The following is a 21258-nucleotide window of genomic DNA, read 5'->3' on the forward strand; positions in this document are numbered from 1 at the left end:
AGCGGTCGCCGACCGGGCCTTACCCGTCGCCCCGGAGAAGCTAACGCCCGCTCCGACCCGTCGGTTAGCCCCGGTCGCCGCCGGGGTACTGGACGCCGGTGGCGATTGTGGAGAAAGTGATCGACGCTCCCCCGCAGCAGGTGTTCGACGTGCTGGCGGACGGGTGGACGTACAGCGACTGGGTGGTCGGGACCGTGCACGTGCGGGACGTCGACGACACCTGGCCGCGGGTGGGCAGCCAACTGCACCACAAGGCCGGGCCGTGGCCGCTCTCGTTGCACGACTCGTCGACCGTGCTGGCCTGCGAGCCGCCGCACAAGATGGTCATCAAGGCCGGGCTCTGGCCGGCTGGTGAGGCGATCGTGGTGTTCACCCTGGAACCGGTCGGCGCCGACGCCACCCGGGTGCGGATCGGCGAGGACTTCGCCGCCGGGCCGCTGCGCTGGATCCGCAACAAGCTCAACGACCTGGTCCTGCACCAGCGCAACAAGGAGACCCTGCGGCGGCTCTCCGACATCGCCACCCGTCAGAAGGCGGACGAGGCCGCGGAGAGCTGAGGGGCGGGGAGCCTCGACGGGGCCCGACGGGGCACTGGCTACCCTTTGGGGGAAAACCGTCGGCAACCAGAGGATGTCCGTCATGATCGAACCCGTGGAGCTGCCCTCGCCGTGGCGGGAAGCACGCCTGACCGTCGTGGTCCCCACCTACAACGAGGCGGGCAACCTCCCGGTGCTGGTCGAGCGGCTCCTCGCCCTGCCGCTGCCCGGCCTCAAGGTGCTGGTGGCGGACGACAACTCCCCGGACGGCACCGGCGAGGTGGCCGACAAGCTGGCCATCGAGCACCCCGACCGGATCCAGGTCGTGCACCGGGCCGGCAAGGAGGGCCTGGGCCGGGCGTACGTCGACGGGATCGGCCGGGCGCTCGACGGCGGCGCCGACTACGTGGCGCAGATGGACGCCGACCTGTCCCACCCGCCGGAGGCGCTGCCAGGCATGCTCGGCGCGCTGCTCTCCACCCAGGCCGGCGTGGTGATCGGCTCCCGGTACGTGCCCGGTGGCGAGCTGGACGAGAACTGGCCGCTGTACCGCCGCGCGCTCAGCGGCTGGGCGAACCTCTACGTGCACACCCTGCTGCGGGTGCGGATCCGTGACCTCACCGCCGGCTTCAAGATCTGGCGGGCGGACGCGCTGCGCGACATCGGCCTGGAGCGGGTGCAGTCCAACGGCTACAGCTTCCAGGTGGAGATGCACTACCTCGCCACCAAGCTGGGGCACACCATCCTGGAGGTGCCGATCCGCTTCGAGGAGCGCCGCGACGGCGCCTCGAAGATGACCACCGCCACCAAGGTGGAGAGCGCGCTGATGCCGTTCAAGCTGCGGACCCGGCACCGCAACCTGGAGCGCTGACCCACCCGTCCGCACCCGGACCGTCACGTGGCGTGACGGGTGCGGCGGACACCGTCGTGAGCGACCTGTCCGAGAGGCATGAGAATGCCGCTCGGGCAGGTCGCTTGTCTCCGGCAGGGGAAGCCGCGCCGGGTCAGCGGTAGACCGCGCGGTGGGCGGCGCCGATCGCCCGGGCGTACAGGCCGCCGGTGAGGGCACGGTTGCGGCTCAGCGCCGCCTGCGCAGCGTTCGCGCCCGGGGCGCCGTGCACCCCGCCGCCCGGGTTCGCCGAGGCGCTGGCCAGGTAGAGCCGGTCGACCGGGGTGTCCGGCCGACCCAGGCCGGGCACCGGGCGCAGGAAGAGCTGCTGGTACACGGCGGCCGTGCCGCCACCCACCGCGCCGCCGACCAGGCTCGGGTTGCGCTCCTCCAGGTCGGCGGGGCCGGCCACGAAGCGGCCCCGGACGAGCCCCTTGAAGCCGGGGGCGTGCCGCTCCAGCACCGCCTCCATCCGGTCCACGTGCGCGGCCACGTCCTCGGCCCGCCAGTTCCGCCGGAACGGCAGGTGGGTGTACGACCAGAGCGACTCCGTGCCGGCCGGTGACCGGCTCGCGTCGGCGGTGGTCATCTGGCCGACCAGCAGGAACGGGTCCTCCGGCAGTTGCCCGCAGGCCAGGTCCGCCGCGTAGCGGGTGAGCCCGTCGACGTCCGTCGCCAGGTGCACGGTGCCCGCCCCGGCGACCTGGGGGTTGGTCCACGGCATCGGCCCGTCCAGCGCCCAGTCGACCTTGACCGTCGACCCGTCCCAGCGGAAGTGGTCGAGGTCCTCGACCAGCCTCGGCGGCAGCCAGGCCGCGCCGACCAGGTCCAGGTAGAGCGCCGGCGCCGGCACGTCGGCCAGCACCGCCCGACGGGCCCGCCAGGTGGCGCCGCCCTCGGTCCGTACGCCCATCGCCCGGCCCCGGGCGATGAGCACCCGGTCCACCCGGGCGGAGTAGGTGATCCGGCCGCCCTTGGCGATCAGCCGCGCCACCAGCGCGTCGGTGATCCGCTGCGCGCCGCCCACCGGCACCGGCCAGCCGACGTCCTGACCGAGCATGGCGAGCAGCCAGCCATAGATGCCCGAGCCGGCGTCGTCGGGCGACAGGTCGGTGTGCAGGGCGCAACTGGCCATCAGCGCGGCCGCGCCCTCGCCCCGGAACACCTCGCGGCCGAACTGCCGGCTCGGCAGCACCAGCCGACGGGCCAGCCGCAGCGCCCCGGCGGTGCGCAGCCGGCCCAGCAGCTCCAGCCCGTCGCGGACCGGCGGGAAGGGGGTGAACAGCGCGTTCACCAGGGGACGGGAGATCGCCCGCCAGTCGTCGTAGGTGTCGAGCCAGCGCTGCCCGTCGCCGGGCGCGAACGTCTCCATCGACCCGGCGCTGCGGTCGGGGTCGCGGTTGAGCACCGCCGCCCGGCCGTCGGGCAGCACGTGCGCCAGCACGTCGGGCGCGTGCGTCCAGGCCAGCCCGTACGTGTCGAGGCGGAGCCCGCGCAGCACCGGCGAGGCGTATCCGAGGGGGTAGAAGGAGCTGTAGAGGTCGCTCAGGTAGCCGGGGGCGGTCACCTCGGCGGACCGGACCGCCCCGCCGGGGGCGCCGGTGGCCTCCAGGACCAGCACGTCCCAACCGGCGTCGGCGAGCAGGTTGGCGGCGACCAGTCCGTTGTGTCCGGCGCCGATGACGACGGCGTCAGCGGTCTCGATGCCGGTCCCGGTCATCCGATCCGCCTACCCGGCCAGCAACCGGGCGAAACGCGTTTGCCTTGCCGGGACCGGGGCATCCACTGCCGCATGTACAGGGTTGAACAGCTCATCGGTGGAGTGTGGGGCGCGGGCGGCGCGGGCGGTGAACTGGTCGTGCACGATCCCGCCGACGGCACGCCGGTCAGCACCGTACCGGTGGCGACGGCGGACGAGGTGGCCAAGGCGGTCGAGGCGGCCCGGGGCGCGGCGGCGGAGTGGGCGGCGACGGCCCCGGCGGACAGAGCGGCGGCACTGCACCGGGCCGCGGACGCGCTGGCCGCGGCGGCGGACGAACTGGCCGAGGCGACGACGGCGGAGATGGGCAAGCCACTCGCCGACGCCCGGGGCGGCGTGGAGGCGGGCATCGGCACGCTGCGACAGTACGCCGAGTTGGGCCCGGTGCGGGGCGGGCGGACGCTGCACGGCGGCGCGCACGCCATCGACTTCATGGCGCCGGAGCCGCGCGGGGTGGTCGCCGCGATCACCCCGTGGAACGACCCGGTGGCGGTCTCCTGCGGGCTGCTCGGCGCGGCCCTGGTGACCGGCAACGTGGTGCTGTACAAGCCGAGCGAGCGGACCCCGGCCACCGGCTGGCTGCTGGCCCGGATCCTCGACGGCGCGCTGCCGGCCGGGGTGCTGTCCCTGCTGACCGGCGGTGCCGAGGTGGGCGCGGCGCTGGCCGCGCAGGAGGTGGACGTGGTGGCCCACGTCGGCTCCACCGCCACCGGCCGGGCCATCGCGGCGGCCTGCGCCCGGACGGGCGCGAAGGCGCTGCTGGAGAACGGCGGCAGCGACCCGCTGATCGTCGACGCCGGGCTGGACCCGGTCTGGGCGGCCGGGCAGGCGGCGATCGGCTCGTTCGCCAACGCCGGCCAGATCTGCGTCGCCGTCGAGCGGATCTACGTGCACCGGGACGTGGCGGAGGACTTCGTCGACGCGCTGGTCGAGCGGGCGGAAGCACTGCGGGTCGGACCGGGCCGGGACCCGGAGACCGAGCTGGGCCCGCTGGTGGACCGGCGGCACCGTGACCACGTGCACGGCCAGGTGACCGCGGCGGTGGCCGAGGGGGCGACGCTGCGCACCGGGGGTGTGCTGCCGGAGGGGCCGGGGGCGTTCTACCCGGCGACGGTGGTCGCCGATTGCCGGCACGAGATGACGCTGGTCCGCGAGGAGACGTTCGGGCCGGTGGCGCCCGTGGTGGTGGTGGACTCGTTCAGCGAGGCGTTGCGGTGCGCCGCCGACTCCCCGTACGGGCTGGCCGGCACGGTGCTCACCGCCTCGATGAGCCACGCGCAGCGGGCCTGGCGGGAGCTGCCGGTGGGCACCGTCAAGGTGAACGCGGTGTTCGGCGGGGCGCCGGGCGGCGCCGCGCAGCCGCGTCGCGGCAGCGGCCAGGGCTTCGGGTACGGCCCGGAGCTGCTCGACGAGTTCAGCACGGTGAAGACGGTGCACCTGGAGGCCCCGGGCGGCGGCCACTGGTGAGCGGGAACGCGGGAGCCCGGGACCGTGCGGTCCCGGGCTCCCGTGCGTCGTACCCCCGGCTCAGCGACCGCTGCGGGCCTTGGACCTCTCGCGGGCCTTCGCGGTCTGCCGGTCGTTGGCCTTCTCGATCGCCTTGACCAGTTCCGGCTTGGTCATCCGGGACCGGCCGGGTACGTCCAGCTTCCTGGCCACCTCCAGCAGGTGGTCCTTCTTGGCGTTGGCGTCCACGCCGCCCGCCGTGGGAGCCCGTCGGGCCGGTCCGCCACCCTGCGCCTGGCGGTCGCTGGGTCCCTTGCGTCCCTTCGGCTCCCAGTGGTCGCCGACCTTCTCGAACTCGTGCTTGACCGCAGCGAACGCGGTGCGGTGCGACCGCTCGCCCTCGCCGTACGTCTCCACCGCCGAGTCGTGCGTCTTCTCCCAGGTGCGCTGCGCCTTCTTCGGGGAGCGCCGCAGCGTGCTGGGCAGTACCTCGCGCCCGGGCATCTCGTCCTCCTCCGCGTCGATGTCTGCGTATGGACGGTTCCCCGGGCCCTCATCGGCAAACTCGTCCGCCGGGTTTGTCGATTTCCGGCACCGGGTACCGGCGGGGCCAGCGGGTGCCGGGTGCGCCGGCGGGGACGGGAGCGGGAGATGGCAGCGACGACGGAGCCGACCGCGGTCGCCGGTGGCCGGGACGGCCTGCGGGTCCCCCGCCGGGTACGCCAGCTGAGCTGGTCCACCTGGCGCGGGGCGCTGGTGCGCAGCGGGCGCAACTTCGTCAGGGACAACTGCGCGGACTGGGCGGCGGCGCTGACCTACTACGGCGTACTCGCGCTGTTCCCCTCCACCGTGGTGGTGGTCGCCCTCGTCGGCCTGGTCTCCGACGGCGAGCGCACCGTCGACACGGTGCTGGAGCTGGCCCGCGACATCGGCGCCGGCTCGGTGGTCGCCAACGACGGTTTCGTGTCGGTGGTGCGCACCGTGGTCGACCAGCAGAGCGGGGCGAAGGTGCTGCTCAGCTTCGGTCTGCTCGGCGCGCTCTGGTCGGCGTCCGGGTTCATCGGCGCGTTCACCCGGGCCTCCAACGCGATCTACGGCGTCGAGGAGGGGCGGCCGTTCTACCGGTTACGCCCGATGCAGATCGGCCTGGCGGCCGTGTCGCTGGTCCTGCTCGCCGTGGTGGCCCTCGGCCTGATCGTCAGCGGGCCGGTGACCGACGCGGTGGGCGACCTGCTGGGCGCCGGTGGGTTGGCCCGCACGGTGTGGAGCGTGGCCAAGTGGCCGGTGCTGGCGCTGGTGATGATGACGCTGCTGTCCCTGCTGTTCTGGATCGCCCCGAACGTCCAGCAGCCGAGGTTCCGCTGGCTGACCCCGGGCGGGGCGGTGGCCCTGCTCTCCTGGATCGTCGCCTCCGCCGGTTTCGGCCTGTACGTCGCGAACTTCGGCTCCTACGACGTGACGTACGGCAGCCTGGGCGCGGTCATCGCCTTCCTGGTCTGGCTCTACCTGTCCAACTGCGCGCTGATGTTCGGCGTGCAGATCAACGCCGAGCTGCAACGGGGCCGGGTGCTCCAGGCCGGGGCGGAGGATCCGGGCGAGCCGGTCCTGCCCCCGAAGGCCCCCGCCGATTCGTGACCGCGTGCCGGGTTCGGCGTTTCCCGGGGGCCGCCAGGGGTAGCACCACAGCATGGAACTGGAACGTGGCAGCAGCAAGCACGGACCGAGGCTCGACGAGCAGATGAGCCAGGAGGTCGCCGGCCTGGTCCAGGGCCCGGGCACCGGGGGCTCGCGCGCCGAGGAGTTCCGCGAGCCCGAGCCGGCCGGCGAGGACCAGCCGGGTGCCACCACGGCACCGGCGGGTGAGCTGCGAAGCGGCGCCCCGAAGGGCATGAGCTCTCGGGACGTCGAGGACCGCAGCCGGCTCGGGCGGTTCATCACGATGACGGCCCTGCCGGGCGACCGCGAGAAGCTGATCGCCAACGCCCGCGAGAACCAGGCGCCCGCCGACCTCATCGAGGAGCTGGAGCGGCTGCCCGACGGTACGCGGTACCGCACCGTTTCCGAGGTGTGGGCCGCCCTCGGCCACAAGAACGAGACGACCCGCTGGTGACCGGATCGGCCCACGATCCGGACGAACACCGGCGGCCGAAGGAGGAATCTTCATGAGCGGCGTTACCGAGCACGTGGACGTCTCCGTCCCGATCCGCACCGCGTACGACCAGTGGACCCAGTTCGAGGAGTTCCCCCACTTCATGGAGGGGGTGCAGGAGGTCCGGCAGCTGACGGACACGATGACCCACTGGACCGTCGAGATCGCCGGGGTCAAGCGGGAGTTCGACGCCGAGATCACCGAGCAGCTCCCCGACGAGCGGGTGGCCTGGAAGTCGACCGGCGGCACCCAGCAGGCCGGCGTGGTCACCTTCCACCGGCTCGACGAGGGCAGGACGCGGGTCACCCTGCAGATGGACTTCGAGCCGCACGGCGTGGTGGAGAAGGCCGGCGACAAGCTGGGTGTGGTGGACCGGCGCGCCAAGGGCGACCTGGAGCGGTTCAAGCAGTTCATCGAGCGCCGCGGTCAGGAGACCGGCGCCTGGCGGGGCAAGGTGGACCGCCCGCAGCCGTGACCGTTCCCCCCGGAACTCACACATCCGATGGCCGCCGGTGGATCCGGCGGCCATCGCCGCGTCCGGGCCCGCCCGCCGGCCGTTTGCGATCATCCGCCCCGGGTACGCCAGGGGGATGACGGAGAACGACGACAGGGTGTGGCGGGACGAGCAGAAGACCCCGCTGGGGGAACTGGACCGGGCGATCGCCCGGTCGACCATCGACGGACAGGCCGACGACGTCACGGGCAACGACGCCGGTGGGGAGGCCGCCTTCGGGCACGGCCCCGAGGCGGTGGACCGGGGCGCCGGGCCGCAGGCCGAGCGGCGGGAGATGACCGACTCGGAGCGGGCGTACCGCCCCTCCACCACCGGCCGGACCGGCCCCGACGTCTGATGCGCGAGACGCCCCGGGCGGGACCCGCCCGGGGCCGGCCCGTCCCACGGCCCGGTCGCCTCAGCCGGTGACGGCCACCGACCGGCGCCCGGCCATGGCGTGCAGGAGCAGCAGCAGCACCGCCAGCACGGTCAGCGCCGGCCCCAGCAACGCCACCGAGGTGTGGCCGAACAGCACGCCGAGCCCGCCGGGGATCAGCGCCGAGCCGAGCCCGGCGGTCCCGATCTGGACGCCGATGGCGCGGTCCGCGTGCGCCGCGCCGACCCGCTCCGGGGTGGCGAGGGTGAGCAGCGGGTAGACCGGCGCGGCGGCGAAGCCCACCAGGACCAGGCCGGCCACCGCCACCCAGGCCGGCGCGGGCAGCGCGATCAGCAGGGCGCCGGCTGTCATGCCGAGCAGGCTGCCCCGCAGCACCCGACCGACGCCGAGGCGCTCGGCGACCACGCCCTGGACGACCCGCCCCACGAAGAGGCTCCCCCAGTAGCCGGAGACGCAGAGGCCGGCGGTGGTCGCCGACAGGCCGCGCCCCTCGGTGAGCAGCAGGAACGCCCAGAGTCCGGCGCTGATCTCGATCGCCACGTAGAGCATGAAGGCGAGCGCGCCCAGCCAGACCGCCGGCAGCCGCAGCGTCTCGCGTACCGGCACCGGCGCGGTGCCGGTCACGACGGGTACGGCCGGGTTCGCCGGCCGCCCCCGCCAGGCCCGTACGGTCAGCGCGAAGGCGGTGGCCAGGGCGAGCTGCGCCGCGGCGACGAGCCCGTAGCCCCAGCGCCAGCTCAGCCCGGCGCCGAGCGCGCCGGTCATGATCAGCGGGCCGAGCGCCACCCCGAGGCCGAAGCAGGCGTGCATCCAGGTCATGTGCCGGGGCCCGAACGCCCCGGCCGCGTACGCGTTGAGCCCGGAGTCGACGGCGCCCGAGCCGAGCCCGAGAACCAGCGCGCAGCCGATCATCAGGGCCAGCTCCGGCGTCGAGGCGTACCCGGTGAGCGCGAGGCTGGCCAGCACCGTGCTGCCGGCCAGCAGCCGACCGACGCCGAGTCGGGCGAGGGTGAAGCCGGCGAGCACGCTGGAGGTCAGATACCCGACCGTGCCCGCGGTGAGCACCAGCCCGACCGCCTCCGTCGGTACGCCGAGGTCCGCGCGGATCGACGGCCAGCCGACCCCGATCAGCCCGTCGGGCAGGCCGAGGCTGACGAAGGCGAGGTAGGCGAGCAGGAGCAGGGAGGCGCGGGGCGGGGTGACGGACACGGGGGGCCATCCTGCCGTACCCGCCGAGAACACTTCCAGCCGGCAACGACTTCCCCCGAACCGGCAAAAAGCAACGCCCGGACGGGCAGGAATGCGGACAGCCCATCCAGAATCGGCCGATCGGTTGACGGCAACCGGGGGGTGCCGCGTCAGACTTTCGGGATGCAACAGGGCTCCGGCATCCTCACCCCACGTCAGCGGCGTCTGGCCTGGCTCGGCTTCCTGCTCGCCGCGCTCCAGGCCCCGGTCTCGGCCAAGCTGGTCGCCGACGACTCCTGGCTGTTCAGCCTCTGCGTCGCGCTCATGGTGGCGACCGTCATCATCGCCGACGACACCAGCCGTCGCCGGCCGGCCGACGCGCCGTCGGCCGACTGACACCCACCTGACGGGCGGCCCCGCCGCGTCAGTCCCGGGATGAGCCGGGCTCGGCGGGGCGGGCCTCGTGCCCGGGTCGGCCCCGGGTCCGCCGCCGCTCCTTCATCTCCGCCTCGTAGAGGTGGCGGCGGCCGTCCACCAGTTGGTCCCGGGCGGCGCGGTCCAGCTCGCGGAAGACCGCGTAGTAGTTGTCGTCGAAGTCCTCGACGATCTGGAACGTCCACCGACCGGCGATCACGTTGCGGCCGAGCAGCTCGGTGCGGACCCGCTCCGCGAGGTCCTCGTGGCCGGCGGCCCGCAACTGCGCGACCGCGTCGTCGAGCATCAGGTCGGCGTGCCCGATCAACTGGTGCAGCGAGTAGAGGTGCCCGCGCGCCCATTCCACCGCCTCCAGCGCCTCGCTGAGCTTGCCCAGCGCGGCCACCGTCTCGTCGGTCACCCCGTCCGGCCGGCGGTGCTGCCGGTCCGGGCCGTCGTCGTGCTGTCCCATCCGTCCCCCCAAGGTGCCGGCTGCGCCCGTTCGCGCGCGGTTCTCCTTCTGCCCACCCTCCGCCGGGTCAATCCCGGCGGAGGAGGGCGGCCGACCGGAAGAGGACCCGGGACCGGCCGAGCGGCCGAGGCCGCCCGGGCCGCCGGGTGACTAACCTCGGTCCCCATGCGTCTGCCGTACTCCCAGGTCGCGACCCGGACCGCCGCGAGCGCGGCGAGGTCCGCCCTCGCCCTGCTCTGCGCCTCGGTCGGCGTCTCCGGCCTCGCCGCGGCGGCCGCCAACCCCGGCCTGCTCGCGATGGTCGACCAGCACGCGGCCGCGGTACGCGACAGCCTCGACGGCGACCGGCGCCCACTGACCCCGGCGGCGCTGGTCGGGTACGCCGACGGGCTGCGGGCGGCCGCACTGGAGCACGGCCTGAGCCTGCCCACCGGCACGGTCGACTGGACCGAGCCGGACTGGCTGCGCATCCGCCTGCTGGCGGTCTGCGCGCTGGCCCGCACGCTCGACCCGCGTCACCTCGAAGCGGCCTGACCCCACCGGCACACGACGGAGGGGCGTCCGCGCCACGCACGGACCCCCTCCACCCGGTACGCCTCCGACTCAGGTCCCCGGACGGCGGAACTGCTGGGTCTCCTCGCCCACGTTGCCGGACTGGTACGTCCCCCGGCTCCCGGCCGCCGCCCTGGCCTCCTCGGCGGACGCCATGGGCGCAACGCGCTCGCCGCCCCGGTCGGCCATCTGCCGGTTCATGTCGCCCCGCCCGGCCGTCTGGGCCTGGCGGTGCACCTGGATCGCCCGCGACTCCTCGGCCATCCGGTCCAGCCAGCGGTCCCAGCGGCTCTGCATCGGCTTCACCAGACCACCGCCGACGCCGACGATCAGGATGCCGGCCACCGTGGCGAGCACCGCGATCAGCACCGGCGTGGTCACCGTGGTGGCGACGCCCACCTGGTTCAGCGCGGCGATGATGCCGAGCGCCAGGATGAAGACCGCCACCAGGTCGCCGAGGATCCGGCCGTACGAGAGGCCGCCCAGCGCGCCGGTGACCAGGTCCCGGACGGCGTTGGCGATCGCGGCCGCCACGACCACGATGACGATCGCCACGAACGCGCGCGGCAGCCAGGCCACGACGCCCCGGATCAGGTCACTGATCGCGTTGGGTCCCCACACCCCGAAGGCGAACTGCAGGGTGAACAGCAGGACCGCGTAGTACGCGAGCTTCGCCAGGATGTCACTCGCGTCGTACTTCGTGCGTTCCAATGCCCGTTTGATGCCACCCCGTTCGACCGCCCGGTCGAACCCCACCCGTTCCAGTGCCTTGTCCACGATTTTGAGTACCGCTCGGGCGATGATCCAGCCCACCACGAGGATCGCGATGAACGCGATCGCCCTCGGGATGAAGAGCAGCACCGACCTCCACATGTCGGCCACGGCGTCGCCGATGTCGGCCTGCCTGACCGCAAGGGTTTCCGGCATGATGTCCCTCCTGTCGCATGGACTGCGCCGGCCGGATACCCGGTCGCTCAGGGTGCACGCCGCGACACCCAGGATCAATTTCCCGACATGTCCCCCGAAAGACCTCCTGACCTGCCCTAACATCACCGTGCCCGGACCGTTCGGCACGGTCGGGGGGCATGATCCAAACCTCTGCGCGACGCTCCGGCTAGGCTGCGTGACATGCCAGGCACGGTCGGGCGAGTCCCCACGCCACCACCCGCCGCCCCCGGACCGGCCCCGGTCTCGCAGGTGGCGGCGACCGTGCTCGCCCACCCCTGGGCGGGTACCCCGCTCGGGCCGCCGCAGCGGTGGGACCCGGCGGTACGCGCCCTGGTCGACGTGATCCTCTCCTCGCCGGTGCCGATGGCGCTCTACTACGGCGACGAGTTCGTGCTGCTCTACAACCAGGGCTACTCCGAGCTGATCGGGGACCGGCACCCGGACGCCCTCGGCCGGCCCGCCGGCGAGGTCTTCGCGGACCTCTGGCACACCCCCGGGGTGGGCGACGTGATCGAACGGGCCTACCGGCGGGGCGAGTCCTTCCTCCAGCGGGAGTCGATGCTGCCGGTCGACCGGCACCTGGCCGCCACCGGCGACCACGCCGTCTTCACCCGCGGCCACTCGCCGGTACGCGACAGCACCGGCCGGATCGTCGGCGTGCTCACCGTGGCCGCGCAGACCACCCAGCTCACCCAGCAGTTGCAGAGCCTCAGCGACTTCGCCGCCGCGCTCTCCGGCACGCTCACCCTCGACGACGTGGCCCGGGTGACCCTGCGCTACGCGCTGCACTCCTTCGACGCCGACCGGGTGACCTTCGCCGTCGACGACGGCCCCGGCTGGCGGATGGTCCGGCGCATCCGGGGCGAACTGCTCGACGAGGCCGACGAGCGGCTGCCTCCGCTGTGGCGGCCCACCGCCGCGGACTCCCCCGCCCCGGTGGTGGTGACCGCGCGCAGCGGCGTGCCGTACTTCGTCGGCGACGGCGAACCGCTGCGGGCGAGCGCCATCGACCGGCACGACCAGAAGATCCGCTCGCTGGCCGCGCTGCCGCTGCGCTCCTCGGTGATCCGCGGCGGCCTCGCCGTCGGCTACCGGACGCCGCACGGCTGGTCGGCGGCGGAGCGGGCGTTGCTGGCCGCCTCGGCGGAGCTGGTCGGCCAGGCGGCCGAGCGGGCCCGCCGGTTCGAGACCCAGCACGGCACCGCCCAGCTGCTGCAACGCAGCATGCTGCCGGAGCGGCTGCCCGCGCTGCCCCGGCTGCGCATCGCCGCCCGGTACGACCCCGGCGTCGACGGCAACGCCGCCGGCGGTGACTTCTACGACGCCTTCGTGCTGCCCACCGGCGACCTGGGCGTGGTCCTCGGCGACGTCGCCGGCCACGACGTGCAGGCGGCGGCCCGGATGGGCCAGGTACGGGCGGCGCTGCGCGCCCTGGCGCTGGCCGACCCGCGCCCGGACGCCGTGCTCACCGGGCTGGACCGGCTGGTGGCCAGCCTCGGCACCGAGACCGGCACCCAGGAGCTCTTCGTCACCGTGGTCTTCGGCGTGGTGGACGCCGACCGCGGCGAGATCACGCTGGCCAGCGCCGGGCACCCGCCGCCGCTGATCCGGCGCTGCCACCCCGACGGCTCGGCGACGGCCGCCTTCGTCGAGCTGCCGGCGGGCGCCCCGCTCGGGCTGGGCTGCCGGCCGCGTACCGCGACCGTGCCGTTCCGGCCCGGGGACACCCTGCTGCTGTACAGCGACGGGGTGGTCGAACGGCGGCGGCAGAGCCTCACCGCGGGGCTGGACGTGCTGGTCACGGCGGTGGCCGACGCGGCCAGCGGCGACCCGCGCGCGCTCTGCGCGGTGGCCACCGGCGCGGTGGCCGGGGCGACCGAGGACGACGTCGCGGTGCTGGCGGTGGAGCACGCGCTGAAGCCGAGCCGCTCGGCGAGCATGGAGATGCCGGCCGAGCCGACCGCGCCGAGCCGGGTGCGGCACTGGCTGACCGCGCAGCTGACCGACTGGCGGGTGCCGGAGGGGGTGATCGGCGCGGCGGTGCTGTGCACCAGCGAGTTGACCACCAACGCGCTGCTGCACGCCGGCACGGCCGCCCGGGTGGAGATCGACCTGAGCCCGGAGCGGCTGCTGGTGTCGGTCGCCGACTCGGGCACCCGGGGCACCGTGACCCGGGCGCAGACCGACACGTTGAGCAGCCGGGGCCGGGGCCTCGGCCTGATCGAGCAGCTCTCCGACGCCTGGGGCACCGACCCCACGGTCCGTGGTTCGACGGTCTGGTTCGAGATCCTCATTCCGGCGGGATGAGTACGGGCGTCAGCGCCGCCCGAGCGGGGTAGGAGGACGCCCATGAGCGCAGAGAGTCCCTCCGGCGTCCTCTTCGACGTCGACGGCACGCTGGTCGACACCACCTACCTGCACACGGTGAGCTGGTGGGAGGCGCTGCGGCAGGCCGAGCACCGGGTGCCGATGTCGCTGATCCACCGGTCCATCGGGATGGGCTCGGACAAGCTCCTGGACCACCTGCTCGGCCCGGAACGGGATCGGGACGCCGACGGCAAGCTGCGCGACGCGCACGACAGCCTCTTCGCCGAGTACTGGGAGCGCCTCGCCCCGCTGCCCGGCGCGGCGGAGCTGCTGCGCGCCTGTGCCGCCCGGGGCCTGCGGGTGGTGCTCGCCACCTCCGCCGCCGAGCACGAGGTCGGGGCGTTGCGCGCCGCGCTGGACGCCGACGACGCGGTCGACACCGTCACCTCGTCGGCGGACGCCCAGCAGAGCAAGCCGGCGCCGGACATCCTGGTGGCGGCCCTGGAGCAGTCCGGCCTGGACGCCCGGCGGGTGGTCTTCGTCGGCGACTCGGTCTGGGACGTGGCCGCCGCCGCCAAGCTCGACATCCCCTGCGTCGGGCTGACCTGCGGCGGCACCAGCCGGGGTGAGCTGGCCGGGGCGGGCGCGGTCGCCGTCTACGACGACCCGGCGGCGCTGCTGGCCGCGCTGGCCGACTCCCCCCTCGTCACACCGAGGCGGACGTCACCGCGGGACAAGCCGGACACCGAGGCTTAGCCCGCCGGAGCACGGGGCACAGTCCCCACCTCGCGCGCGGGCGCGGGCGAGGTGCGAGAGGTGGTGCCGTGGAACCGGTCGATGTCGCGTTCGCGCTGGTGGGCGTGGGCGCCCTGCTGGCCGGGATCCTGCCCCGGGTGCTGGAGCGCCGCCCGCTGTCCATGCCGATCGCGTTCCTCGGGCTGGGCATGCTGGTCTTCCTGCTGCCCACCGGGCTGCCGTCGCCGGACCCGCTGGCCCATCCGGAGCTGACCACCCACCTGACCGAGATCGGGGTGATCGTCGCCCTGATGGGCGCCGGCCTCAAGATCGACCGGCCGTTGAGCTGGCGGCGGTGGTCGTCCACCTGGCGGCTGCTGGCGATCGCGATGCCGGTGTGCATCGCGGCGGTGACGCTGCTCGGCTGGTGGTGGGCCGGCCTGGTGCCGGCCGCCGCGCTGCTGCTGGGGGCGGCGCTGGCCCCGACCGACCCGGTGCTCGCCGCCGACGTGCAGGTGGGCGAGCCCACCGACGTGGAGGACTCCGAGGACGAGGTCCGCTTCGCCCTCACCTCGGAGGCCGGCCTGAACGACGGGCTGGCCTTCCCGTTCGTCTACGCCGCCATCGCCATCGCCACCACCAGCCTCGCCCCGGCGGACTGGCTCGCCGACTGGTTCACCGTCGACGTGCTCTACAAGCTCGTCGTCGGCGTCGGTGGCGGGCTGCTCGTCGGCTGGCTGCTCGGCAAGCTGTTCTTCCGCGCCCCCAGCGAGCTGCGGCTGGCCCGGCACGCCGAGGGCTTCCTCGCCCTGGCCGCCACCTTCCTGGCGTACGGGCTGGTGGAGGTGATCGGCGGGTACGGCTTCCTGGCCGTCTTCGTGGCCGCGCGGGCGATCCGGGCAGCCGAGCGCACCCACGAGTTCCACTCGGTGCTGCACGATTTCGCCGAGCAGATCGAGCGGCTGTTGACGGTGCTGTTGCTGCTGCTCTTCGGCGGCGCGGTGATCGACGGCCTGCTGGCTCCGCTGACCTGGCCGGCGGCGGCGGTCGGACTGGCCCTGCTCTTCGTGGTCCGGCCGCTGGTGGCCTGGCTGTCGCTGCGGGGCGCGCCCGGCCGACCGTCCGAGCACTGGGTGATCTCGCTGTTCGGCATCCGTGGCGTCGGCTCGTTCTACTACCTGGCGTACGCCACCAGCAAGACCGACTTCCCCCAGGCCGACCTGATCTGGGCGACCGTCGGGCTGGTGGTGGTGGTGTCCGTGGTGGTGCACGGGATCGCCGCGACCCCGGTCATGCAGCTGCTCGACCGGGCGGGCGAGCGCACGAAGGAGCCGTCAGAGCGGGGCGAGCCCGCACTCGGCGGCGTCCGGGGCTGACCGCGGGGCGGGCACCGCGGCCGGCGCCGGCAGGTCCAGGTGCACCCGGACGGTGATACCACCGTCGACCGTGCGGATGTCGACCAGGTCGCAGAGCTGCTGCACGAGCAGCAGCCCGCGTCCCCGCTCGGCCGACGCCGGGGCCGGGATCCGGCCGGCGAGCGGGTCGGCCAGCGTGCCGTGGCTGCTGATCTCGCAGACCAGCTCGTCCGGCGCCGCCACCCACCAGCGGGCCGTGGCGGGCCCGCCGGCGTGGGTGATCGCGTTGGCGGCCAGCTCGGTGACGACGATCTGCAGGTCGTCGACGCGGTCGGCGGGCAGTCCGGCGGCGACGGCGGTGGCGGCGACGGCGGCCCGCAGCGCGGCCAGGCCGGCCGCCTCCACCCGCAGCGTCGCCGCGTCGGGCGGGGCCGGGGGCAGCGGCTCGGCGCAGCCGGCCAGCACCGTCTCGGGCTGCTGGTAGCCGGCGCTGGGCCGGGCCAGCGCCCCGCTGCGCACGACGGGGTGGGTCCGCCCCACGTCGGCGAGGGCGTCGGCGGGCAGCCGGGAGCGGTCGAAGAGGCAGAGCACACTCACCGGGTACGCCGGGAGCGCCAGGTTGATCATGGCTTCGTGCTCGACGCAGTGCCGGTACGCCGCCGGACGCCGGCCCGGCCAGAGCGACTCCCCCACGATCCGCAGCCGGCGGCCGGGGAACCGGTGCACGAAGTCGCGCAGGGCGGTGGGGATGATCGCCGCCGGGTTGCGCCCGATGGCACTCATGTCGGCGAGGGTCACCCCGGCGAACGCGCCGAGAGCGGTCCCGACCTGGCCGAGCCGGTACGCGGGGACGGCGACCAGGACCGGCTCGTCGGCCGCCCGGCCGGCCGCCACGAAGGCGGTGATGGCGTCGAGGTAGTCGTGGTCGTCGGCGTAGAGCAGCGCGTCGTGCCGCAGGCCCCGGCCGGTCACGCCGTCCCCCACCGTCCGGAATCCCCGTCCACGTCGCACACCTCCCCTGACGGACGATACGCCCCCCGCCGGCGGCCGGTGCGCGCACCGGTACCGGTCAGCCACGCACGGCGAGCACCCGCTCGGCCAGGGCGCGCCCCAGGTCCCGCCCGGAGCGCCACGCGCTCTGCACCCGGGGCCGGCCGAACGCGTCGCCGGCCAGCCCGACCCCGTCGTCGTCGAGGTGGTACGTCCCGTCCCCGGCAGCGGCGGTCGGGCGGGCGTACGTCCAGCGGTGCACGTGCACCAGCTCGGCCGGCTCGGGCAGCCCGAGCAGATCGCGCACCGCCTCCTCGACGGCCGGCCCGGCGGCGCTGGGCTGGGCCAGGTGGCCGGCGGCGAACTCCGGCGTGGTGTGCGCGACGAGCACCGGGGCGCCGTCGCCGCGTCGGTCGCCGTCGTCGCAGACCAGCCCGAGCAGCGGGTGGTCGTTGACGAAGGCGCCCCGGAATTCGGGCCAGCGGCGGTTCGGGAAGCGCAGCACCGCGCTGAGCGTCGGCGCCCAGCGCTGCTCCAGCGCGGCGCGCGTCGCGTCGGCCAGTTCCGGGTCGAGCAGCAGCGCCGCCTGGGGGCCGGGCATGCACAGCGCCACCGCGGCGCACCCGGCTCCGTCCACCGTCGGGCCCGGCCGCACCGTCATGACCAGCCGGTCCACGCTCACCGGCAGATCGCGGGCCAGCTCCTCGACCAGTGAGCGCAGACCGCGCGGGGCGGCCCAGCGGGTCGGACCGGTCACCTCGCGCCGGCCGTCCGGGCCGTACGCCACGAAGGTGTCGGTCCACTCCCGGACCAGCCCGGCGGCCCGCCACCCCCGCACGACCTCGGCGAAGTCCGGGTCGTCGACGGTGAGGTACGCGGCGCCGGTGTCGGCGGGGCGGCCGTCGAAGCGGCGGCTGGCCATCCGCCCGCCCGCCACCCGGCCCCGTTCCCGGATCTGCACTGCAACGCCCGCCCGGACCAGCTCCGTCGCGCACGCCACGCCGGCGATGCCGGCTCCCACCACGATCACGCCCGAGGTCACCGGGTGATCGTATGTGCCCTGGCGGCGGGCGGCATGAAGGACCGACACCGTGGGTAGGGGTACACCTGTTCGAAGAAAGGTGGACATCATGGCCGACCGCAACAGACAGCAGCCCGATCCGCGGGGCGCGATCAAGGACCCGGACGACTGGGTGACCGGCGAGGAGCCGCCGACCGCCGCCCAGGAGTCGTACCTGCACACGCTGGCCCGGGAGGCCGGCGAGGAGGTCCCGGACGACCTGACCAAGGCCGAGGCGTCCCGGCGGATCGACGAGTTGCAGGAGGAGACCGGCCGGGGCCGGTGACCCTCAGCGCGGGGGCAGGCGGTGCAGCTCGACCTCGTCGAGTCGCCCCGCTGCCACCCGCGCCGTCAGGTAGGTGGCGTACGGCTGGGACCGCCGGTCGGTGGGCGAGCCGGGGTTGAGCAGCCGCAGCCCGCCCGGGGCGACGCTGTCCCACGGGATGTGCGAGTGGCCGAAGATCAGCAGGTCACGGTCGGGGAAGCGGGCCGCGCTGCGCTCCTCCCGCCGGGTCTTCGGCCCGGTCTCGTGCACCACCGCCACCCGCAGGCCGTCCAGGTCGACCCGGGCCACCTCGGGCAGTCGGGCCCGCAACTCCGGGCCGTCGTTGTTGCCGTACACGCCGACGAGCCGGCGGGCCCGGGCGCTCATCGCGTCGAGCAGCGCCACGTCGACCCAGTCACCGGCGTGCACCACCACGTCGGCGGCCTCCACCGCCGACCAGACCGGCGCGGGCAGGTCGCGCGCCCGCTTGGGTACGTGGGTGTCGGCGAGGATGACCAGGCGCATCTCACCATTCTCCGCCAGTCCACCGATCCGGGTGGACACCCGGCGCGCGGCGCCGCCGCCTGGCCCGGCCGACGAGTCGTTCTTCCCGGCCGACGACGCCACCGCCGCGCGGCTGCGCGCCGCCGGGTGACCGGCGCGAGGGTGCGCTCAGGCGCCCTGGCCCTGGTTCTGCATCAGGCCGCCGTCCATGAAGTACGTCGACCCGGTGACGTAGTCGGCGTCGTCGCTGGCGAGGAAGACGGCCAGCTTGGCGATCTCGCCGGGCTGGGCGGCCCGCTTCCACGGGATGGACTGCACCTGTTCCTCCAGGTACTGCGGATCGTCGATCGCCCGCTGGTTGAACGGGGTGAGCACCATCCCAGGTCCGATGTTGTTGACGTTCATCCGCATCGGCGCCACCTCCAGGGCGAGGCTCTTGGCGAACTCCAACATCGCGCCCTTACTGGTGTCGTAGTCCGCGCCGCCGGCCCGGGCCACCTCCTGGTGAATCGAGGTGATGTTGATGATCTTCCCCTGTCCACCCTGGTCCCGGCGGTGCCGCACGAAGCGTCGGGAGCAGAAGAAGGCCCCGTAGACGTTGGTGCGCATGCACCGGTCCCAGGTCTCGGTGTCCAGGTCGGCGACCTGGATGCCGGAGGCGTCCACCCCCGCGTCGTTCATCAGGACGTCCAGCACGCCGAACTCGGCCAGCGCCTCGTCGAACATCGCCTCCACCTGCTGCTCGACGCTGATGTCGCCCTGCACCACCATGGCCCGCTGGCCGGCCTTCTCCACCTCGGCCCGGGTGTGGTTGGCCCCGGCGTGGTCGTGCAGGTAGTGCACCACCACGTCGGCGCCCTCCCGGCCGAACTCGATCGCCGTGGCCTGTCCGATCCCGGAGTCCGAGCCGGTGATCAGCGCGGTCCTGCCCGCCAGTCGTCCGGTCATCAGCGTGCTCCCTCCCTGGGTCCCGTACCGGCCGGCACGGGCTGTCGGTCGCCTTCCGTGGCCCTGCGGGCCCGCTCGTCGGCGGCGGTGAGATGACCCGCCGCGTTGATCAGGCCGATGTGCGAGAACGCCTGTGGGAAGTTGCCGAGGTGTTCCCCGGTCGCCTGGTCGATCTGCTCGGCGTACAGCCCGAGGTCGTTCACCCGGGCGGCGAGCTGTTCGAACACCCGGCCCGCCCGGTCCCGCTCCCCCGCCTTGGCCAGGCAGCCGACCAGCCAGAACGAGCAGATGACGAAGCCCGCGGGGTCGTCGTCCCAGCGGCGCAGCAGGCCGTCGCGGGACAGCCGTCGCTCCACCACGTCCATCGTGGAGCGCATCCGGGGATCGTCCGCCGGCAGGAAGTCGACCAGCGGCATGAGCAGCACCGAGGCGTCCAGTTGATCGGAGTCGAAGGCCCCGGTGAAGGCGCCGAGCCGCTCGTTCCAGCCGCGCGTCAGCACCGCCGCCCGCACCTCGTCGCGGGCCGCCGCCCAGCGGGCCACGTCCGCCGGGTCACCCAGCCGGGAGCCGAAACGGACCGCCCGGTCCAGCGCCGTCCAGCACTGCACCTTGGACGAGACGTAGTGCCGCTCCGCGTCGCGCGCCTCCCACATCCCGGCGTCGGGCCGCCGCCAGTCCGACACCGCCCGGTCGGCCAGCGCGCGCAGCAGGTGGCGGACGTCCGGCGACATCGGGTCCAGGTAGTACCGCATCAGCCAGGCCGCGTCGAGGACCTCGCCCAGCACGTCGGTCTGCCGCTGCCGCCAGGCGTCGTTGCCGACCAGGACCGGCCGGCTGTTGTCGTAGCCGGAGAGGTGGCCGAGGGTGTGCTCGGTGAGGTCCCGTCCGCCGTCGACGCCGTACATGATCGGCACCGGCTCGTCGCCGATCCGGCCCATCGCCCGGCCCACCCAGGAGAACTGCCGGTTCGCCTCGTCCGGGCAGGCCGCCAGCCAGAGCGCCTGAAGGGTGAGGCTGAAGTCGCGCACCCAGACGAAGCGGTAGTCGTAGTTGCGGTCACCGCCCAGTTGCTCGGGCAGCGACGTGGTCGCCGCGGCCACCACCGCTCCGCTGGGCCCGTAGGTCATGCCCTGCACCACCATCGCGCTGCGCCGCACCGCGTCGCGGTAGCAGCCCTGGTAGTCGTCGTGCAGCGCCGCCCAGGACCGCCAGCCGGCGACGGCATCGGCGACCACCTGGTCGGCGTCGGGCGTGGCCGGCTGCGCGTCGCCGTAGGCCGGGGCGTGCCCGAGGGTGAAGCGGTAGGTCTCCCCGGCGCGGACGGTGACCCGGGCGGTGGCCCCGTCCTCTCCGCAGTCCAGCGCGACGTCGGCGCGCAGTCGCAGTCGGCAGCCGCCGCCGGCCGCGTCGATCACCCCATCGGAGTTCGTCAGGTAGGCGCTGACCCTCCCGTACTCGAACCGGGGCTGGTAGTCCACCAGCATTGGCACCTCGCCGGCGAGTCCCTCGACCACCCGGGCGAGCACCCGCGGGGAGCGCCGGCCGATGTCGTGCCCGCGCGCCCCGGGCTCCAGCGCCAGGGCGTCGGTGACGGCCACCGCGCCGGTCGTGGTGGTGAAGACGGTACGCAGCACCAGCGTGTCGTCCAGGTAGGAGCGTTCGCTGGTGTACCCGCCCTCGGGCTGGATCGACCAGTGCCCCGCCCGGTCGTCGAGCAGCCGCCCGAACGCCGACGGCGCGTCGAACCGGGCGGGGCACCACCAGTTCACCGAGCCGGCACGATCCACCAGCACGGCGCTGCTGCCGTCGGCCAGGAACCCGTGCTCACTGATCCGTCCGCTCTGCACGCCC

24 protein-coding genes are annotated in these 21258 nt (G+C 74.3%); 14 read left to right on the forward strand and 10 right to left on the reverse strand.

The features are described from left to right. Positions 1 to 116: 116 nt before the first annotated feature. Positions 117 to 557, forward strand: a complete 441-nt coding sequence (locus tag FHX75_RS09880; protein WP_342798324.1) for an SRPBCC family protein — start codon at positions 117 to 119, stop codon at positions 555 to 557. Between the two features lie 82 nt (positions 558 to 639). Further along, positions 640 to 1407, forward strand: coding sequence for a polyprenol monophosphomannose synthase (locus tag FHX75_RS09885; protein WP_154938286.1), 768 nt, complete (start codon positions 640 to 642; stop codon positions 1405 to 1407). 133 nt (positions 1408 to 1540) lie between these two features. On the opposite strand, the gene FHX75_RS09890 is transcribed toward FHX75_RS09885, so the two are convergent. Further along, positions 1541 to 3145, reverse strand: a complete 1605-nt coding sequence (locus FHX75_RS09890; protein WP_154938288.1) for a phytoene desaturase family protein — start codon at positions 3143 to 3145, stop codon at positions 1541 to 1543. A 72-nt stretch (positions 3146 to 3217) separates the two neighbouring features. On the opposite strand from FHX75_RS09890, the gene FHX75_RS09895 reads away from it, so the two are divergent. Beyond that, entirely contained in the window at positions 3218 to 4651 is a 1434-nt protein-coding gene (locus tag FHX75_RS09895; RefSeq protein ID WP_154938290.1) for an aldehyde dehydrogenase family protein, read from the forward strand. Between the two features lie 60 nt (positions 4652 to 4711). Here FHX75_RS09895 and FHX75_RS09900 read toward each other — a convergent pair whose 3' ends face one another. Beyond that, positions 4712 to 5134, reverse strand: a complete 423-nt coding sequence (locus FHX75_RS09900) for a ChaB family protein (RefSeq protein WP_154938292.1) — start codon at positions 5132 to 5134, stop codon at positions 4712 to 4714. Between the two features lie 147 nt (positions 5135 to 5281). On the opposite strand from FHX75_RS09900, the gene FHX75_RS09905 reads away from it, so the two are divergent. The 4 genes from FHX75_RS09905 to FHX75_RS09920 all read left to right on the forward strand — a co-directional run bounded on the left by FHX75_RS09905 (position 5282) and on the right by FHX75_RS09920 (position 7630). Beyond that, positions 5282 to 6265, forward strand: coding sequence for a YihY/virulence factor BrkB family protein (locus FHX75_RS09905; protein WP_154938294.1), 984 nt, complete (start codon positions 5282 to 5284; stop codon positions 6263 to 6265). Between the two features lie 58 nt (positions 6266 to 6323). After that, positions 6324 to 6740, forward strand: coding sequence for a DUF2795 domain-containing protein (locus tag FHX75_RS09910; protein WP_154938983.1), 417 nt, complete (start codon positions 6324 to 6326; stop codon positions 6738 to 6740). Between the two features lie 52 nt (positions 6741 to 6792). Further along, positions 6793 to 7254: an SRPBCC family protein gene (locus FHX75_RS09915; RefSeq protein ID WP_154938296.1), complete on the forward strand. Its 462-nt coding sequence runs from the start codon at positions 6793 to 6795 to the stop codon at positions 7252 to 7254. Between the two features lie 115 nt (positions 7255 to 7369). Then, entirely contained in the window at positions 7370 to 7630 is a 261-nt protein-coding gene (locus tag FHX75_RS09920; protein ID WP_154938298.1) for a hypothetical protein, read from the forward strand. 60 nt (positions 7631 to 7690) lie between these two features. Here the strand turns inward: FHX75_RS09920 and FHX75_RS09925 are convergent, their stop codons facing one another. Beyond that, complete coding sequence (locus FHX75_RS09925) at positions 7691 to 8878, reverse strand: MFS transporter (RefSeq protein WP_154938300.1); 1188 nt, start codon at positions 8876 to 8878, stop codon at positions 7691 to 7693. Between the two features lie 162 nt (positions 8879 to 9040). Here FHX75_RS09925 and FHX75_RS09930 point away from each other — a divergent pair, with 162 nt between their 5' ends. Beyond that, on the forward strand, positions 9041 to 9253 hold the full coding sequence (locus FHX75_RS09930; protein ID WP_154938302.1) for a hypothetical protein: 213 nt from the start codon (positions 9041 to 9043) through the stop codon (positions 9251 to 9253). 28 nt (positions 9254 to 9281) lie between these two features. Here FHX75_RS09930 and FHX75_RS09935 read toward each other — a convergent pair whose 3' ends face one another. Beyond that, entirely contained in the window at positions 9282 to 9743 is a 462-nt protein-coding gene (locus FHX75_RS09935; protein WP_154938304.1) for a hypothetical protein, read from the reverse strand. 165 nt (positions 9744 to 9908) lie between these two features. Between FHX75_RS09935 and FHX75_RS09940 the strand changes: the two genes are divergently transcribed. Further along, a complete protein-coding gene (locus tag FHX75_RS09940; protein ID WP_154938306.1) occupies positions 9909 to 10277 on the forward strand; it encodes a DUF6401 family natural product biosynthesis protein in 369 nt (122 codons plus the stop codon). A gap of 69 nt (positions 10278 to 10346) precedes the next feature. On the opposite strand, the gene FHX75_RS09945 is transcribed toward FHX75_RS09940, so the two are convergent. Continuing rightward, positions 10347 to 11222, reverse strand: a complete 876-nt coding sequence (locus FHX75_RS09945; RefSeq protein ID WP_154938308.1) for a mechanosensitive ion channel family protein — start codon at positions 11220 to 11222, stop codon at positions 10347 to 10349. A 201-nt stretch (positions 11223 to 11423) separates the two neighbouring features. Here FHX75_RS09945 and FHX75_RS09950 point away from each other — a divergent pair, with 201 nt between their 5' ends. From FHX75_RS09950 to FHX75_RS09960, 3 genes are all read left to right on the forward strand, one after another. Then, positions 11424 to 13550: an ATP-binding SpoIIE family protein phosphatase gene (locus tag FHX75_RS09950; RefSeq protein ID WP_154938309.1), complete on the forward strand. Its 2127-nt coding sequence runs from the start codon at positions 11424 to 11426 to the stop codon at positions 13548 to 13550. Positions 13551 to 13592: 42 nt separating this feature from the next. Continuing rightward, complete coding sequence (locus FHX75_RS09955) at positions 13593 to 14306, forward strand: HAD family hydrolase (protein WP_154938311.1); 714 nt, start codon at positions 13593 to 13595, stop codon at positions 14304 to 14306. A 68-nt stretch (positions 14307 to 14374) separates the two neighbouring features. Further along, complete coding sequence (locus tag FHX75_RS09960; RefSeq protein WP_154938313.1) at positions 14375 to 15661, forward strand: cation:proton antiporter; 1287 nt, start codon at positions 14375 to 14377, stop codon at positions 15659 to 15661. Here the strand turns inward: FHX75_RS09960 and FHX75_RS09965 are convergent. Both FHX75_RS09965 and FHX75_RS09970 read right to left on the reverse strand, forming a co-directional pair. Beyond that, positions 15620 to 16624, reverse strand: a complete 1005-nt coding sequence (locus FHX75_RS09965) for an anti-sigma factor RsbA family regulatory protein (protein ID WP_170285323.1) — start codon at positions 16622 to 16624, stop codon at positions 15620 to 15622. The two genes, FHX75_RS09960 and FHX75_RS09965, sit on opposite strands and share 42 nt — an antisense overlap. Before the next feature lie 85 nt (positions 16625 to 16709). Beyond that, positions 16710 to 17660, reverse strand: a complete 951-nt coding sequence (locus tag FHX75_RS09970; RefSeq protein ID WP_154938986.1) for an NAD(P)/FAD-dependent oxidoreductase — start codon at positions 17658 to 17660, stop codon at positions 16710 to 16712. Between the two features lie 100 nt (positions 17661 to 17760). Between FHX75_RS09970 and FHX75_RS09975 the strand changes: the two genes are divergently transcribed. After that, complete coding sequence (locus FHX75_RS09975; protein ID WP_088962867.1) at positions 17761 to 17976, forward strand: DUF3072 domain-containing protein; 216 nt, start codon at positions 17761 to 17763, stop codon at positions 17974 to 17976. 3 nt (positions 17977 to 17979) lie between these two features. On the opposite strand, the gene FHX75_RS09980 is transcribed toward FHX75_RS09975, so the two are convergent. Continuing rightward, the gene (locus FHX75_RS09980; RefSeq protein ID WP_154938317.1) at positions 17980 to 18480 is read right to left on the reverse strand and encodes a metallophosphoesterase family protein; all 501 of its coding nucleotides are present in this window, start codon (positions 18478 to 18480) and stop codon (positions 17980 to 17982) included. Between FHX75_RS09980 and FHX75_RS30670 the strand changes: the two genes are divergently transcribed. Further along, positions 18467 to 18610: a hypothetical protein gene (locus tag FHX75_RS30670; RefSeq protein WP_170285324.1), complete on the forward strand. Its 144-nt coding sequence runs from the start codon at positions 18467 to 18469 to the stop codon at positions 18608 to 18610. The genes FHX75_RS09980 and FHX75_RS30670 overlap by 14 nt on opposite strands. 17 nt (positions 18611 to 18627) lie before the next feature. Here the strand turns inward: FHX75_RS30670 and FHX75_RS09985 are convergent, their stop codons facing one another. Both FHX75_RS09985 and FHX75_RS09990 read right to left on the reverse strand, forming a co-directional pair. Further along, the gene (locus FHX75_RS09985) at positions 18628 to 19407 is read right to left on the reverse strand and encodes an SDR family oxidoreductase (protein ID WP_154938319.1); all 780 of its coding nucleotides are present in this window, start codon (positions 19405 to 19407) and stop codon (positions 18628 to 18630) included. Continuing rightward, on the reverse strand, positions 19407 to 21254 hold the full coding sequence (locus FHX75_RS09990) for a glycoside hydrolase family 15 protein (RefSeq protein WP_154938321.1): 1848 nt from the start codon (positions 21252 to 21254) through the stop codon (positions 19407 to 19409). Before FHX75_RS09990 ends, FHX75_RS09985 begins: the two co-directional genes overlap by 1 nt. Between the last annotated feature and the right edge of the window lie 4 nt (positions 21255 to 21258).

Source organism: Micromonospora palomenae, from assembly GCF_007829925.1.
Lineage (GTDB): Bacteria > Actinomycetota > Actinomycetes > Mycobacteriales > Micromonosporaceae > Micromonospora > Micromonospora purpureochromogenes.

Excerpts from the sequence above, each read along its gene's own strand:
- FHX75_RS09940 (WP_154938306.1), top strand. The coding sequence starts at position 9,909 with ATGCGTCTGCCGTACTCCCAGGTCGCGACCCGGACCGCCGCGAGCGCG.
- FHX75_RS09955 (WP_154938311.1), top strand. The coding sequence starts at position 13,593 with ATGAGCGCAGAGAGTCCCTCCGGCGTCCTCTTCGACGTCGACGGCACG.
- FHX75_RS09975 (WP_088962867.1), top strand. The coding sequence starts at position 17,761 with ATGGCCGACCGCAACAGACAGCAGCCCGATCCGCGGGGCGCGATCAAG.
- FHX75_RS09885 (WP_154938286.1), top strand. The coding sequence starts at position 640 with ATGATCGAACCCGTGGAGCTGCCCTCGCCGTGGCGGGAAGCACGCCTG.
- FHX75_RS09915 (WP_154938296.1), top strand. The coding sequence starts at position 6,793 with ATGAGCGGCGTTACCGAGCACGTGGACGTCTCCGTCCCGATCCGCACC.
- FHX75_RS09895 (WP_154938290.1), top strand. The coding sequence starts at position 3,218 with ATGTACAGGGTTGAACAGCTCATCGGTGGAGTGTGGGGCGCGGGCGGC.
- FHX75_RS09980 (WP_154938317.1), bottom strand. The coding sequence starts at position 18,480 with ATGCGCCTGGTCATCCTCGCCGACACCCACGTACCCAAGCGGGCGCGC.
- FHX75_RS09905 (WP_154938294.1), top strand. The coding sequence starts at position 5,282 with ATGGCAGCGACGACGGAGCCGACCGCGGTCGCCGGTGGCCGGGACGGC.
- FHX75_RS09900 (WP_154938292.1), bottom strand. The coding sequence starts at position 5,134 with ATGCCCGGGCGCGAGGTACTGCCCAGCACGCTGCGGCGCTCCCCGAAG.
- FHX75_RS09890 (WP_154938288.1), bottom strand. The coding sequence starts at position 3,145 with ATGACCGGGACCGGCATCGAGACCGCTGACGCCGTCGTCATCGGCGCC.
- FHX75_RS30670 (WP_170285324.1), top strand. The coding sequence starts at position 18,467 with ATGACCAGGCGCATCTCACCATTCTCCGCCAGTCCACCGATCCGGGTG.
- FHX75_RS09920 (WP_154938298.1), top strand. The coding sequence starts at position 7,370 with ATGACGGAGAACGACGACAGGGTGTGGCGGGACGAGCAGAAGACCCCG.
- FHX75_RS09935 (WP_154938304.1), bottom strand. The coding sequence starts at position 9,743 with ATGGGACAGCACGACGACGGCCCGGACCGGCAGCACCGCCGGCCGGAC.
- FHX75_RS09950 (WP_154938309.1), top strand. The coding sequence starts at position 11,424 with ATGCCAGGCACGGTCGGGCGAGTCCCCACGCCACCACCCGCCGCCCCC.
- FHX75_RS09985 (WP_154938319.1), bottom strand. The coding sequence starts at position 19,407 with ATGACCGGACGACTGGCGGGCAGGACCGCGCTGATCACCGGCTCGGAC.
- FHX75_RS09945 (WP_154938308.1), bottom strand. The coding sequence starts at position 11,222 with ATGCCGGAAACCCTTGCGGTCAGGCAGGCCGACATCGGCGACGCCGTG.
- FHX75_RS09930 (WP_154938302.1), top strand. The coding sequence starts at position 9,041 with ATGCAACAGGGCTCCGGCATCCTCACCCCACGTCAGCGGCGTCTGGCC.